Source organism: Cellulosimicrobium sp. GQ32, assembly GCF_059758455.1.
In genome coordinates this window covers 107,593-122,438 of record NZ_JCAXEP010000008.1, presented here as the reverse complement: position 1 = coordinate 122,438, position 14,846 = coordinate 107,593, and the positions used below count along the sequence as shown (strand labels likewise).

The 14,846-nt window shown below is 74.5% G+C and carries 12 protein-coding genes; all 12 read left to right on the top strand.

Translation table 11 applies throughout. From position 1 onward, the window contains the following. Positions 1 to 12 precede the first annotated feature (12 nt). The 12 genes from AC6CH9_RS14290 (at position 13) to AC6CH9_RS14235 (ending at position 14,742) form a co-directional block, all read left to right on the top strand. Positions 13 to 825 (top strand): 16S rRNA (uracil(1498)-N(3))-methyltransferase, encoded by an 813-nt coding sequence (locus AC6CH9_RS14290; RefSeq protein ID WP_498155474.1) that lies wholly within the window; start codon positions 13 to 15, stop codon positions 823 to 825. Next, positions 822 to 1,184: an HIT domain-containing protein gene (locus AC6CH9_RS14285; protein WP_047232993.1), complete on the top strand. Its 363-nt coding sequence runs from the start codon at positions 822 to 824 to the stop codon at positions 1,182 to 1,184. Before AC6CH9_RS14290 ends, AC6CH9_RS14285 begins: the two co-directional genes overlap by 4 nt. 121 nt (positions 1,185 to 1,305) lie before the next feature. Further along, positions 1,306 to 2,409, top strand: coding sequence for a PhoH family protein (locus tag AC6CH9_RS14280; protein WP_498155473.1), 1,104 nt, complete (start codon positions 1,306 to 1,308; stop codon positions 2,407 to 2,409). Next, a complete protein-coding gene (ybeY, locus tag AC6CH9_RS14275) occupies positions 2,406 to 2,858 on the top strand; it encodes an rRNA maturation RNase YbeY (RefSeq protein WP_389272341.1) in 453 nt (150 codons plus the stop codon). The genes AC6CH9_RS14280 and ybeY overlap by 4 nt, the downstream gene beginning before the upstream one ends. Continuing rightward, complete coding sequence (locus AC6CH9_RS14270; protein WP_498155472.1) at positions 2,855 to 4,192, top strand: hemolysin family protein; 1,338 nt, start codon at positions 2,855 to 2,857, stop codon at positions 4,190 to 4,192. Before ybeY ends, AC6CH9_RS14270 begins: the two co-directional genes overlap by 4 nt. After that, entirely contained in the window at positions 4,189 to 5,139 is a 951-nt protein-coding gene (era, locus tag AC6CH9_RS14265; RefSeq protein ID WP_498155471.1) for a GTPase Era, read from the top strand. The genes AC6CH9_RS14270 and era overlap by 4 nt, the downstream gene beginning before the upstream one ends. 95 nt (positions 5,140 to 5,234) lie before the next feature. Next, on the top strand, positions 5,235 to 6,830 hold the full coding sequence (locus tag AC6CH9_RS14260; protein WP_498155470.1) for an alpha/beta hydrolase family protein: 1,596 nt from the start codon (positions 5,235 to 5,237) through the stop codon (positions 6,828 to 6,830). 45 nt (positions 6,831 to 6,875) lie between these two features. Then, the gene (locus tag AC6CH9_RS14255; RefSeq protein ID WP_498155469.1) at positions 6,876 to 8,474 is read left to right on the top strand and encodes an outer membrane protein assembly factor BamB family protein; all 1,599 of its coding nucleotides are present in this window, start codon (positions 6,876 to 6,878) and stop codon (positions 8,472 to 8,474) included. 133 nt (positions 8,475 to 8,607) lie between these two features. Next, positions 8,608 to 10,749, top strand: a complete 2,142-nt coding sequence (locus AC6CH9_RS14250; protein WP_498155468.1) for a DUF7937 domain-containing protein — start codon at positions 8,608 to 8,610, stop codon at positions 10,747 to 10,749. A gap of 263 nt (positions 10,750 to 11,012) precedes the next feature. Next, the gene (gene leuA, locus AC6CH9_RS14245) at positions 11,013 to 12,794 is read left to right on the top strand and encodes a 2-isopropylmalate synthase (RefSeq protein ID WP_498155467.1); all 1,782 of its coding nucleotides are present in this window, start codon (positions 11,013 to 11,015) and stop codon (positions 12,792 to 12,794) included. A gap of 119 nt (positions 12,795 to 12,913) precedes the next feature. Further along, on the top strand, positions 12,914 to 14,035 hold the full coding sequence (locus AC6CH9_RS14240) for an ABC transporter permease (protein ID WP_498155466.1): 1,122 nt from the start codon (positions 12,914 to 12,916) through the stop codon (positions 14,033 to 14,035). Continuing rightward, entirely contained in the window at positions 14,032 to 14,742 is a 711-nt protein-coding gene (locus AC6CH9_RS14235) for an ABC transporter ATP-binding protein (protein ID WP_498155465.1), read from the top strand. The genes AC6CH9_RS14240 and AC6CH9_RS14235 overlap by 4 nt, the downstream gene beginning before the upstream one ends. Positions 14,743 to 14,846 lie beyond the last annotated feature (104 nt).

Here is a 14,846-nt window from a genome sequence, read left to right as displayed (position 1 = left end):
AGGGGCGGGCGCGTGAGTGCTCCGGTGTTCCTCGCCGAGACCGGGCTCGACGCCGTCGCGCCCGGCGACCGCTACGTCCTCGACGGGGCGGAGGGGCGCCACGCAGGCGTCGTCCAGCGCCGCGGGACGGGTGAGCGGGTCGACGTCGTGGACGGTGACGGGCTGCGCCTGCGGTGCGTCGTCGAGCACGCCGACGCGGGCCGCGTGACCCTGCTCGTCCAGGAGGTCGACCGCGAGCCCGCACCCGCCGTCGTCGTGACGCTCGTCCAGGCCCTGGCCAAGGGCGACCGCGACGAGATGGCGATCGAGGCGGCCACCGAGATCGGGGTCGACGTCGTGGTCCCGTGGCAGGCGGAGCGCTCCGTCGTCGTGTGGCGGGGCGAGCGCGCCGCGAAGTCCCGCGCGCGCTGGCTCGCGACCGTCCGCACCGCGACCAAGCAGGCGCGGCGCGCGCGCCTGCCGCACGTGGAGGTGGCCCTCGACTCGCGCGGCCTCGCCGCCCGGGCGGCCGACGTCGTCGCGCGCGGCGGGTGCGCGATCGTGCTGCACGAGGAGGCGGCGATGCCGCTCGCCGACGTCGCGCTGCCCGACGGCGCGACCGCGGACGGCGGGCCGGCGCCCGAGGTGCTGGTCGTCGTCGGTCCCGAGGGTGGGATCTCCGACCGTGAGGTCGCCGACCTCACGGCCGCCGGCGCGGTCGCGGCCCGGCTGGGGCCGCACGTGCTGCGCACGTCGACCGCCGGGCCCGTCGCCGTCGCGCTGCTCGCCGAGCGCCTCGGCCGCTGGGGCGTGGCGGCCGGCCCTGGACTAGCCTCGGGGTCATGACGAGCACCGACGCGCGCACGGACCCGGACTGCCTCTTCTGCCGCATCGTCGCGGGCGAGCTCCCCGCCGACGTCGTGGCGACGAGCGAGCGCTCGATCGCCTTCCGGGACATCGACCCCCAGGCCCCCGTGCACGTGCTCGTCGTGCCGCGCGACCACCACGGAGACATCGCCCAGCTCGCGGCTGCCGACCCGGAGCTGCTGAGCGACGTCGTCGCGCTCGCCGACGAGGTCGCGGGCGACCAGGCCGACGGCCAGTTCCGCCTGATCTTCAACTCCGGCCCGCGCGCCGGGCAGAGCGTGTTCCACGTGCACGGGCACGTCATCGCCGGCGCCGAGCTCGGGTGGACGCCCGCCTGAGCCCTGCGCGAAAGGACGTGTGGGGCCCGGGCACGCTCGGTACGATGGAGGCGATCTGCGGGGCCCTGGCGGCCCCGGCCCTACCGTCCGACCGAAGGAGCGCAGCGGCGCAAGCCGGCTCATGACCTCTCCGTCCCGAGAACCCGACCCCCAGCCGCACCGGGTCGAGCACCGCATCGTCATCCCGAACCACGTGCCGATGGTGGCGCTCCTCGGCAGCCGCGACTCCGTGCTCCGCGCCGTCGAGGAGGGGTTCGGCTCGGTCGACGTCCACGTGCGTGGCAACGAGATCGCCGTCTCCGGCCCTCCGGGGGACGTCGCGCTCGCCTCGCGCCTGCTCGACGAGCTCGTCGAGGTCGTCGAGGCCGGCACGCAGCTCACCGCCGACGTCGTCTCGCGCTCCATCGCGATGCTCACGGCGGCGACGGCGTCCCGCCCGGCCGAGGTGCTGACGCTCAACATCCTGTCGAGCCGCGGGCGCACGATCCGGCCCAAGACCGTCGGGCAGAAGCGCTACGTCGAGGCGATCGACGCCAACACGATCACGTTCGGCATCGGCCCCGCGGGCACCGGCAAGACGTACCTCGCGATGGCCAAGGCCGTGCAGGCGCTCCAGTCCAAGCAGGTCAACCGGATCATCCTCACGCGCCCGGCCGTCGAGGCGGGGGAGCGGCTCGGGTTCCTGCCCGGCTCGCTCACGGAGAAGATCGACCCCTACCTGCGCCCGCTGTACGACGCGCTGCACGACATGATCGACCCCGACTCGATCCCCAAGCTCATCGAGGCGGGCACGATCGAGGTCGCGCCGCTGGCCTTCATGCGCGGCCGCAGCCTCAACGACTCGTTCATCATCCTCGACGAGGCGCAGAACACGACGACCGAGCAGATGAAGATGTTCCTCACGCGCCTCGGGTTCGGGTCGCGCATGGTCATCACGGGCGACGCGACGCAGGTCGACCTGCCGGGCGGCACCCAGTCCGGGCTGCGCGTGATCGAGGACGTCCTCACGGGCGTGGACGACGTCGAGTTCTGCCGCCTCACGTCGTCCGACGTGGTGCGCCACCGGCTGGTGAGCGAGATCATCGACGCGTATGCGCGGTGGGACCTCGCGTCCGGGACCGGCGCCGGGGTGCGACAGGGGACGGGCGGCGGACCGCGCCGCCGCGACGACGAGCGCCGCGGACGCCCCGCGGGCAGGGACCGACGGACGAGGGACGACGCGTGAGCATCGAGGTCAACAACGAGACCGAGACCGAGGTCGACGAGGCCGAGTTCGCGGCGCTCGCGCGTTACGTGCTCGACGCGATGCGCGTGCACCCGCAGAGCGAGCTGTCGATCCTCTTCGTCGACACCGACGTCATGACCGAGCTGCACGTGCGCTGGATGGACGAGCCCGGCCCGACGGACGTGCTCTCCTTCCCCATGGACGAGCTGCGGCCGGGCCGCGACGGCGAGACGTCCGGCCCCGGCCAGCTCGGCGACGTCGTGCTGTGCCCGGAGGTCGCCGCGCAGCAGGCGGTCACCGCCGGGCACTCGACGGCGGAGGAGATGCTGCTGCTCACGACGCACGGCATCCTGCACCTGCTCGGCTACGACCACGCCGAGCCGGAGGAGGAGAAGGAGATGTTCGCGCTCCAGCGCAAGCTGCTCCTGACCTTCCTCGCCGGCCGGTGAGCGGCGAACCCGTCGCGCTCCTGGCGGTCCTGACCGTCCTCACGGTCGTGCTCGCCGCGGCGCTGAGCGCCGGCGAGGCGGCGGTGCTGCGCGTGACGCGCGCGGCGGTGAGCGAGGCCGCGCTCGGCGACGACCTGACGACGCCGCCGCGTCCCTCGGGGCGTCGCGCGCTCGTACTGCTCGCGGACCCGGCCGCGACGGCCCGCTCCGTCGGCTTCGTGCGCGTCGTCGCCGAGGTCGCCGCGATCACGTGCCTCACGCTGCTCGTCGCCGCGTGGCTCGAGCCGTGGTGGCAGGTCCTGCTCGTCGCGCTCGCCGTGAGCGTCGTCGTCGGGCTCCTCGTCGTGCGCGTCAGCCCGCGGTCGCTCGGTCGCCGGCACGCCGTCCGCGTCCTGCTCGCCCTCTCGGGCCTCCTGACGGGGATCGTCGCCGCGACCCGCTGGCTCACGCGCCTCGCGCCCGCGCCCGACTCCGGGGCGCACGAGCGCGAGCTCCAGGACATGGTGGACCGGGTCAACGAGTCCGAGGTCATCGAGGACGAGGAGCGCGAGCTCATCCGCTCGGTGTTCGAGCTCGGGAGCACGCTCACGCGCGAGGTCATGGTCCCGCGCACGGACATGGTCACGACCTCGCGGGACACGCCGCTGCGCAAGACGCTGTCGCTGTTCCTGCGCTCCGGGTTCTCTCGCATCCCCGTGACGGGGACGTCCGCGGACGACCTCGTCGGCGTCGCCTACTTCAAGGACGTCGTGCGCGTCCTCCAGGGTGGCCCGGGTACGGACGCGCGACCCGTGGGCGACGTCGCGCGCGCCGCGATCTTCGTGCCCGAGTCCAAGCCCGTGGACGACCTGCTGCGCGAGATGCAGGCGTCGTCCTCGCACATCGCGATGGTCGTCGACGAGTACGGCGGCATCGCCGGGCTCGTGACCATCGAGGACGCGCTCGAGGAGATCGTCGGCGAGCTGACCGACGAGCACGACCGGCCCGAGCCCGAGGTCGAGGACCTCGGCGAGGGCGTGCTGCGCGTCCCCGCGCGGCTGGGCGTCGACGAGCTGGGCGAGCTCTTCGGGCTCGACCTGGACGACGACGACGTGGACACCGTCGGCGGCCTGCTCGCCAAGACCCTCGGCAAGGTCCCGCTGCCCGGCTCCGTGGCCGACGTCCACGGCCTGCGGCTCGAGGCGGACCGGGTCGAGGGGCGACGCAAGCAGCTCGCGACCGTCCTCGTCTCCCACGCCGCCGCACCGCCCGAGGCGCCGCGTGAGGCGCCCCTCGAGCCGGAGACCCCGGCAGACACCCGACCCTCCCTCCCGACCGTGAAGGACACCCCGTGAGCACGACCACCCCTGAGCACCGCTCCGGATTCGCCTGCCTGGTCGGGCGGCCCAACGCCGGCAAGTCGACCCTGACCAACGCCCTCGTGGGCCAGAAGGTCGCCATCACCTCCGGGCGGCCGCAGACCACCCGGCACACGATCCGTGGGATCGTGCACCGGCCCGACGCGCAGCTCGTGCTCGTCGACACCCCGGGCCTGCACCGGCCCCGCACGCTGCTCGGCGAACGCCTCAACGATCTCGTGCGCGAGACGCTGACCGAGGTCGACGTCATCGCGTTCTGCCTGCCGGCGGACCAGAAGATCGGGCCGGGCGACCGGTTCATCGCGAACGAGCTCGCCGAGCTCATGCGCGGGCGCCGGGGCACGCCCGTGGTCGCCGTCGTGACGAAGGCCGACCTCGTGGACCGCGGCACGCTCGCCGCGCACCTGCTCGCCGTGGACCGGCTGGGAGAGACCGCGGGCGGCTGGGCGGACATCGTGCCGGTCTCGGCGCAGGACGGCTACCAGGTCGACGTCCTCACCGACGTCCTCGTCTCCCACCTGCCCGAGGGGCCGGAGCTCTACCCGGGCGGGGAGCTCACGGACGAGCCCGAGGCGGTGATGGTCGCGGAGCTCGTGCGCGAGGCCGCGCTCGAGGGCGTGCGCGACGAGCTCCCGCACTCCCTCGCCGTCCAGGTCGAGGAGATCGTGCCCCGCGAGGGCAGCGGTGACGAGGCCACCGGCCGCCCGCCCCTGCTCGACGTGCGGGTCAACCTCTTCGTCGAGCGCGACTCGCAGAAGGCGATCGTCATCGGGCGGGGCGGCTCGCGGCTGCGCGAGGTCGGCACGCGCGCCCGGCACGGCATCGAGGCGCTCCTCGGGACCAGGGTCTTCCTCGACCTGCACGTCAAGGTCGCCAAGGACTGGCAGCGCGACCCCAAGCAGCTCCACCGGCTCGGGTTCTGAGGCCGGCCGGACAGGACCGGGCGGGGGAGGGCCCCCGTCCGCGCGTCGGGGCGGCACCAGGGACCCGCGCCCGGGGCGCGACGTACGATTCCCCGGTGATCTTCCGGACCGCCGCGACCACCGCCGCACTCGCGATCGTCCTCGCGATCGTCGGCGCGGTCACGGGACCGCAGTGGGACCCCGTGCCCGTGACCGAGCACCTGGAGCCCGCGACGCCCGACACCACGATCGGCGGCCAGCCCTCCGGCGGCGCCGCTCCGGTCGGCACGTTCGACGTGCGGGAGACGGACGTGACGATCCGGCTCGACGGCGCGACGGTCGGCGGCATCCTGCGCGAGCCGGTCGACGCGGGCGACGACCTCCCGGGCGTGGTGTTCGTGCACGGCGCGGGCACGGGCCTGGCGACCGAGGCCTTCGTGGACGTCGCGGCCGACCTCGCGAGCGCCGGCGTCGTCACGCTCGTGCCGGACAAGCGCCTCGACACGTACACGACGCGCCACCGCGACTACGAGGCCATGGCGCGCGACTACGAGCACTCCGTGGACCTGCTCCGGGCGCGACCCGGGGTCGACCCGGACCAGGTCGGCCTCTACGGGGAGTCTGAGGGCACGTGGATCGTGCCCGTCATGGCGGTCGAGGACCCGACGATCGCGTTCTCCGTGCTCGTGTCCGCCCCGGTCGTGCCGCCGCGCCAGCAGGCCGCGTTCGCGGTCGACAGCTACCTGCGCAACACCGACGTCCCGCACGGGGTGTTCCGGGCGATCCCGCGCGCGGTCGGCATGGCGATCCCGGGAGGCGGGTTCGAGTACGCCGACTTCGACGTCGAGCCGTTCCTCGAGCGGCTCACCCAGCCGGTCCTCGTCGTCTACGGCACCGCGGACCCGTCGATGCCCGTCGAGCAGGGCGCGCAGCAGATCCTCGACGCGACCGGACCGTCGTCCGGGTCCGGCGGCGCCGACGTCACCGTGCGGTTCTACGAGGACGCGAACCACGGGATCAAGATCGACGACGTGCTCGTCCCCGACTTCCCGCGCGACCTGGGAGCCTGGATCACGTCCCTACCGGCCAGCGCGACCGCGCTGCCGCAGGTCGCGGGCGCGGAGCCGAACCAGCAGTACCTCGCCGGGCCGGTCCCGACGCCGCGGTGGCTGGGCAACGGCGACCTCCTCGTCGGGCTCGTGCTCGGTGCCGTGGGCCTGCTCGTGCTCGGGCCGGTCGTCGGGCTCCTGGGCGGGCTCGTCCGGCGCTTGCGTCGCGTGGGCGGGCGCCCGAGCGCGCCCGCCGGTCTCGCGCCGGGCTTCCGGCTGCCGCTCGCCGGGCTCGGGGCGGGGGCCGTCGGGACGACGGTGGCCCTGGTGGTCTACCTCGTCGCCGTCGCCCGGCTCGCGCTGGACTACGAGAAGGACGCCTGGGTCGTGCAGGGCGGCTGGGTCGGGGTGCGGCTCGTCGGCCTCGCGACGCTCGTCGCCGCGGCCCTCCTGATCAACCGCTCCGCGGAGGTCCGGGCGGCGCGACGAGCCGCGGCGGAGCTCGCCGCGGGCGGCACGGACGTGCTCGAGGAGGGCCGTACCGGAGTGCTGCGGGTCGCGCGAGGCGTGACGACGCGCGTCATGCTGTGGTGCGTCGTCGCGGGTGCGGCGATCCTCCTCGTCATCCTCGCGTACTGGGGCGTGTACCAGCTCGGCATCTGACCACCCGCCCGGGCGCGGGGGCCGCCGCGTGCGTATCGTGGACAGGTGAGGCGCCGTCGGCTCGCGCAGGACCGGGCGGCTCGTGCCGGGCACGTCACCCACGAGCCGACGACGGACGGTGCCAGCGCCCCGGCGAGCTACGTCAGCTTCGAGCTCCTCCCGCCCGAGCTACGCACCGACGACCGCTTCGACGCCGTGTTCGACGGCGAGCCCGAGGCTGCGCGTCACCGCGGCGCCCCCGCGGCGACCACCCCGGGCGCCCGGAGCGACCGACGGCGCACCCCGCACCCTCAGGGCTCCGGGAACGCGCTCCGACCCTCGGCGGCTGCGAGACCGACCGCGCCGGTCGGCCGCGAGCGCGGGTCGTCCCAGGAGGACGGCGACGCGGACGCGCCGCGGCGTGCCTGGTACGCCCACCCCGTGCCGTGGGTCGTGGTCGCGGTCGCGGCCGCGTTCGCGGGCTCGGTCGCCTTCACCGCCTCGATGGAGGACGCGCGTCCCGTCGACGTCACCGCGCTCGCGGGCGGGCTGCGCCCGCTGGAGGAGCCGCCCGCGCCGCGCTGGACCGTCCCGGTCGCGCCGGGCTCCGAGATCGTCCCGGCGGCGGGCGCCGTCGTCACGGTCGACGGCGGGCTCACGGCGTACGCGGTCGAGGACGGCTCGGTGCTCTGGCGGTCCGAACGTCTCGGCGATAGGGCCACGTGCCTGCCGGCGCAGGGCGAGCCCGCGCGCGAGGTGGTCGTGTGCGCCGTGCCGTCGGGGTGGCGCGAGCGGGTCGCCCGGCTCGTCACCGTCCGGTCCGCGACGGGCGAGGTCGTCGGGGACCGGACGGTGGAGACAGCGGGTCGCCTGTCCGTCGTGCCGATCGGTGCCACCGACGTCGTGCGCGCCTGGTGGCGGGGTGGGGAGGTCGCCGTCGTGCGCGAGGACGCGGCCACCGGAGAGGTCCGCTGGGACCGGTCGTTCCGGCACGACGGGCTCGGGCGCGGGGGCGACGTCGTGCTCGACGTCCGCCGCGGGGTGGTCGACGTCCTGGCGCCGGGCGTCGCCGCGGCGCTCACCGAGGACGGCCGCTCGCTCGTCGAGGACGACGTGTGGACCATCGTGCGGCTCCAGGACGGGCGCTACGTGGGGAACGAGTACGGGCGCGGCACGGCGACCGTGTTCACGGCCGCGGGCGAGCCGGCCTTCCGGATCAAGGGTCGCGTCCTGGAGGCACCGCTATCCGACGGCTCCGCTCCCGGGGTGATCGTCACGAACACGTTCGGGAGCATCGTGGGGGTCGACGCGGCGACCGGCTCGGAGCTCTGGTCCCTCCCGGGGACCGGTCTGCGGGCGGTGGCACGCGTCGACGGGCGGGTCGTCGTGCAGACGGACTCGTCGTACCGCAGCGTCGACGCGCGCACCGGGGAGGAGGCCTGGGCCGTGGACCTCGACGACAGCGGGCCCTGGCCGGTGCTCACGGACGGGCGATCTCTCTTCGTGACCGAGCGCGGCCGGGAGAGCCAGGGGCTCGTCTCGCTCGCGCTCGACGACGGGGCCGTCGAGTGGCGTTGGACGCTGCCCGAGGACACCTACCACGTGGTCGCGGTCGAGGGCCGGCTCTTCCTGCTCGGCGCCGACCGGCTGACGGCCGTGTCCTGAGTCGTGCCGTCGGATCGGGGCCCGCGCCGCGTGGGCGCTTGAAGACGCACGTGATGAACCGGTAGAAACGGTCGGGGCCCGTCGGGCCGGCGTGCGTGCGTACGGCACGGCGCGACAGCGTAGGGAGTGCACGATGACCAACCAGACAGAGCCGGCCGAGGACCCGCAGCCCCGTGCTGCGGGCACCGGGCCGACCACGGCGCCCGACGGCGTCGCGGTGGGTGACGGGGACTCCTCGACCGAGCGCGCGCCGGTCGGGACGCCCGCGGAGCCGGGCACCGGAGACGGCGGACCTGGCGGCGAGGAGAGGGTCGAGACGCCCGCCGAGCCGGTCGCCCTGTCGGGAGCTGCCTCGCCCTTCGCCGGGATCCCCGTGAGCGACTACGTCCGAGACGGCGTCGCCGCGCTCCTGCTCCTCGTGTCGCTCGCGTTGCCGTGGGACGCCGCGAGCCGTGCGTCGGACAAGATCGAGGTCGTCCTGCTGACGATCCTCTCCCTGCTGACCCTCGCGTTGCCGTACCTGGCTCGCACCGGGGTGCTCCCCGCGACCTGGACCGTGCACACGACGCGGAAGGTCCGCCTGCTCGCCAACGCGCCGTACGTCCTCCTCGTCGGCGTGTACCTCGTCGTCGACGTCGTCGGGGGCGGGGACTTCGGCGACGGCTGGGGCGGCGTCGGCTCCGCGGCCGCGCTCGGGCTCGCGGGCGCGTTGCTCGCAGCGCAGCCTCGCGAGAGCGAGCTCGGACCGCAGGACCAGGACCGTGCGGTCACGAGCCGCTGGCTCCAGGCGCTCCTCGTCGGGGCCGCCGTCCTGGCGGTGACCGTCCTGCTCACGGTCATCCTCACCGTCACGGGGCCCCACCTCGGTGGTGCGCGCTTCGTCCTGCTCGTGCTCGTCTCCGCGCTGTTCGTCCTCGCGCTCGCCGGGCTGCCGACGTACGGCACGTGGCGCCGGTCGGAGGCGGCGCGCCTCACGCTCGTCGGCCTGGGCGTCATCCTCGCGGTGGCGTTCGTGCTCGGCTCGGGCAACAACGGGCTCGTCACCATCGAGAGCACGCACCGCGGCCGGTTCGGGCTCGTGCTCGTCCCGGCGCTCGCCGCGATCGCCGCCGCGCCCGCCGTGCACCGGGCGATGGCCGCCGTCGACCCCGTGAAGACGTGGGTGCGCGTCGCCGTGAACGCCCTCGACCTCGCGCTCGTCGTCGCCGGGTACGTCGCCGTGAGCGCCGTCCTCACGCTGGCCGAGGGCGCTCGCGGCGTGCCGGTCGTGCTCGCCGTCGTGGTGGGCGTGCTCGCGGCGGCCGTCGCGTTCGTCGCTCGCCGCTCGCTCGCCCGCGACGCGACGTCGGGTCGCCCGCTCGCGCTCGGCGGGGCCGGGGTCGTCGCCCTGCTGGGCATCGTCCTGCTCGTCGTGACGTCCAACCGGGTCGTGTTCGGCGGCGGCGTCGAGCACGTGCTCCTCGCCTTCGGGCTCCCGCTGCTCGTCGTCGGCGCCCTGACCGTCCCGCGCGAGGTGCGCGCGTACTTCGCCGAGCACCGTCCGGTGCCCGCCGCTGCCGCCGGGGAGGCGGCGCAGGCGTACGTCTGGCAGCCGCCCGCGCCCAAGCCGGTCCGCCGGGCGCCCGCCGCGCCGTCCGGACCCGTGGCGGCGCAGCCGCCGGCCGGCTCCTACGCCGGGTCCTTCGAGGGGACCGCGCAGGGTGGTGCGGCGTACCCGGGTGCCGCGCAGACCGGTCCGGTCGCGGCGCGGCAGCCGGACCAGGGCCGTTGGGCGCCTGCGGGCGGCGACGCGACCGAGGTGCTGCCGGTACAGCAGGTCGAGCCCGAGCGCAGCGGGTACGCGGCGCGCCCGGGGCTGGACCCGGACCAGGGCCCCTCGACCGCCGTCATGCCGGCGTACCAGGAGGGGCAGCCGGGCACCGGACCGCAGCCGTCCGCGCAGCCCGGCGCCGCGTCGCCCGCGCAGGGCTACCAGGGCTACGGCCAGCAGGGCTACCAGCAGCAGCAGCCGCAGCAGGGCTACGGCGGCTACGGGCAGCAGCCCGCTGCGCGGCCGCAGCAGCCGTACTCGCCGCCCGCCCAGGCGCCGGGCTTCACGGCCGCCCAGGCGCTCGACCCGAGCACGCCGCTCGAGGTCCTCGCGCAGATCGTCCAGGACGCGCCGCACCTGCGCCCGCAGGTGGCGGCGAACCCGTCCACCTACCCGGCGCTGCTGGAGTGGCTCGGCAACCTCGGCGACCCCGCCGTCGACGCCGCGCTGCGCTCGCGCCGCTGACCACCCCACGACGCCCGGTCGACCTCCCCGCGGAGGCGGCCGGGCGTCGTCGTGCCGCTGCGCGGGCGAGGAAGAGCCTCCCACGGACGACGTGCCCGAGGAGCGGACGTCCTCGGGCCACGGGCCGTGGGGGAGTACAGTGGCGTCGTGCACCTGATGCGGCAGCTCCTCCTTCGTTGCCGCGGCGAGGCTCTCTAGCCGGTCCCTCGTCGCGGTGGTCGGTGTGCCGGCTGACACCCATCAGACGACCCGAAGGACCCACGATGAACGCCTCAGCCCCCTCCTCGACGCCGACCGCCACGGACGCGAACCCGCAGCAGCCGTCGGGCATGCCGATCCACAAGTACCTGCCGTTCCACCGGCAGATCGACGTGTCGGTGCCCGACCGTACGTGGCCCGACAAGCGCATCGAGACGGCCCCCCGCTGGTGCGCGGTCGACCTGCGCGACGGCAACCAGGCCCTCATCGAGCCCATGAACGCGGAGCGCAAGCTGCGCATGTTCGAGCTGCTCGTCGAGATGGGCTACAAGGAGATCGAGGTCGGCTTCCCGTCGGCCTCGCAGACCGACTTCGACTTCGTCCGGATGCTCATCGAGGAGGACCGCATCCCCGACGACGTCGTCATCCAGGTCCTGACGCAGTCGCGCGAGCACCTCATCGCCCGTACCTACGAGGCCATCAAGGGCGCCAAGCAGGTGATCGTCCACCTGTACAACTCGACGTCGGTGCTCCAGCGCGAGGTCGTGTTCCGCTCCGACCCCGAGGGCATCATCGCGATCGCCGTCGACGGCGCGCGGCTGTGCAAGAAGTTCGAGGAGACCGTCCCGGAGACGACGGTCTACTACGAGTACTCGCCCGAGTCGTACACCGGCACCGAGCTCGAGTTCGCCGCGCGCATCTGCAACGAGGTGCTCGAGGTCTTCGAGCCCCGCCCGGACCGCAAGGTCATCATCAACCTGCCCGCCACGGTCGAGATGGCGACGCCGAACGTCTACGCCGACTCGATCGAGTGGATGAACCGGCACCTGAACCACCGCGAGAACGTCGTCCTGTCGCTGCACCCGCACAACGACCGCGGCACCGCGGTCGCCGCCGCCGAGCTGGGGTACCAGGCCGGCGCCGACCGCATCGAGGGCTGCCTGTTCGGCAACGGCGAGCGCACCGGCAACGTGTGCCTCGTGACGCTGGGCATGAACCTGTTCAGCCAGGGCGTCGACCCGCAGATCGACTTCTCCGACATCGACCACGTGCGCCGCACGGTCGAGTACTGCAACCAGCTCGGCGTGCCCGAGCGCCACCCCTACGCCGGTGACCTCGTCTTCACGGCCTTCTCCGGCTCGCACCAGGACGCCATCAAGAAGGGCTTCGACGCGATGGCCGCCCACGCGGAGGCCGAGGGCAAGACGGTCGACGACCTCGTGTGGGCCGTCCCGTACCTGCCGATCGACCCCAAGGACGTCGGCCGGTCCTACGAGGCCGTCATCCGCGTCAACTCGCAGTCCGGCAAGGGCGGCATCTCCTACCTGCTGAAGTCGGAGCGCCACCTCGACCTGCCGCGGCGGCTCCAGATCGAGTTCAGCCAGGCGGTGCAGCACCACACCGACCAGCAGGGCACCGAGGTCACGGGCGACGACATCTGGCGGATCTTCTCCGACGAGTACCTGCCCGTCGAGCCCGACTCCGGCCTGGAGCCGTGGGGCCGCCTCAAGCTCCGTTCCACGCGCGCCTCGTCGAGCGAGGACGGGCCGGACACGCTGAGCGTCGACGTCGTCGACCGCGGCGAGCAGCTCACGCTCGAGGGCACCGGCAACGGCCCCGTCGCCGCCTTCGTCGACGCGATCGCCGGGGTGGGCGTGGACGTCCGCGTGCTCGACTACGCCGAGCACGCCCTGTCCGAGGGCGGCGACGCGACCGCCGCGGCGTACGTCGAGTGCCAGGTGGGCGACGACGTCCTGTGGGGCGTCGGCATCGACCCGTCGATCACCACGGCGTCGCTCAAGGCCATCGTGTCCGCCGTGAACCGCGCGGAGCGTGCCCAGGGCTGACCACCGCCTCGCCGATCTTCCGACGGCCCGGACGACCTCGTCGTCCGGGCCGTCGGTCTTTTGTCGACGCGGCGTTGGTAAGATGCCGACGCACTGTCGACAAAATCGGAAGGTCCCTCATGTTCCTCGCGTTGCGCGAGCTCGTCTTCGCGCGCACCCGCTTCCTGCTCATGGGCGGTGTGGTCGCGCTGGTCGCGGTCCTCGTCGTCCTGCTCTCCGGCCTGTCGGCCGGGCTCGTCAACGACGGCGTCTCCGGCCTCAAGCGCACCCCCGTCACCGACTTCGCCTTCGCCGAGGGCACCGGGACCGACGCCGCGTTCACGCGCTCCGTCATCGAGACGGCCCAGGTCGGCACCATGGCCGAGCAGCGGGGCGTGCTCGAGGCCGCCCCGTACGGCCTGCTCCTGGCCAACGCGCACCAGGAGGACGGCTCGCCCGTCGACCTCACCCTCGTGGGCGTCGAGCCCGGCTCGTTCGTGGCCCCGACCGCGATCGCGGAGGGTGACGCCGTCGGGGCGGCGGACGGCATCGTCGTCTCGGCGACCGCCGCCGAGGACGGCCTCGCCGTCGGGGACACCGTGGCCCTCGCACGCCCGGAACGCACGCTCACCGTCGTGGGCGTCCTCGAGGACCAGCACACGTTCGGCCACGTCGACATCGCGTACCTCCCGCTCGGCACGTGGCAGGAGCTGCTCGCCGGTGCCGAGCAGCCGGGGGCGGACGTCCCGGACGTCGCGACCGCGGTCGCGCTGCGGACCGACCCCGGGTCGTTCGACCGGGAGGCCGCCGACGTGGCGGCGGGCACGGTGACGCGCACGCTCACCGAGTCGTTCGGCGCCTCGCCGGGGTACACGGCCGAGACCGCGACGCTCCTGCTCATCCAGGTGTTCCTCTACGCCATCTCGGCGCTCGTCGTCGGGGCGTTCTTCACCGTGTGGGTCATCCAGCGTCGGCACGAGATCGCCGTCATGCGCGCCATGGGGGCGCGGCGCCGCTTCCTGCTCGCCGACTCCCTCGGCCAGGCTGCTGTGCTCCTGCTCGCCTCGATCGGCGTGGGCTTCGTCCTCGGCGTCGCGGCGGGCGCGGGTCTCGGCGCGTCCCCCATGCCGTTCGCGCTCCAGGCGCCCGACCTCGTGCTGGCCGGCGTCCTGCTCTTCGCCCTCGGCATGGCCGGAGCGGCCGTCGCCGTCGCCCGCATCACCTCCGTCGACCCCCTGACCGCCCTGGGAGGGCAGCGATGAGCACCACCACCCCCGCCACGCCCGTGCTCGAGATCGACCGGGTCACCGTCCGCCACGGCGACGGCGACACCACGGTCGTCGCGCTCGACGAGGTGAGCCTGAGCGTCGCCGCGGGCGAGCTCGTCGGCGTCGTCGGTCCCTCGGGCTCCGGCAAGTCGAGCCTGCTCGCCGTCGCCGGCGCGCTCACGGCGCCCGAGTCCGGGACCGTCCGCCTCGAAGGGGTCGGCCTCGGGGCGGCGGGCGACCGCGAGCGGGCCCGGCTGCGGCGCGAGCGCATCGGCTTCGTCTTCCAGTCCGGCAACCTCCTCCCGGCGCTCACGAGCGTCGACCAGCTCCGGCTCGCGCTGCGGATCGCCGGGATCGACGAGCGCGACCCCCGCGCCCGCAACCCCCGGGAGCTGCTGGAGTCCGTGTCGATGAGCCACCGCGCGGACCGGCGTCCGGACCAGCTCTCCGGTGGCGAGCGGCAGCGCGTGGGCATCGCCCGCGCGCTCGTCGCGAGCCCCGCGCTGCTCCTCGTCGACGAGCCGACGGCGGCGCTCGACCGGGCGCGCAGCCACGAGGTCGTGAGCCTCCTGGCCCGCGAGGCGGAGGCGTTCGGCGCCGCCGCGCTCATGGTGACGCACGACCACGACGTGCTCGAGCACTGCCACCGCGTGGTCGAGATGGTCGACGGGCGCCTCGGGGTCCCCACCGTCGCCGGGTGACCTGCCGGGTGCTCGAGGGCGGCGGCGCCGGCAAGGACGGCGCCGCCCCCGCGCCCGGTCCTCGGGCATGATGGTCCGGCCGGGCCGTCGTGCCCGGAGAGGAG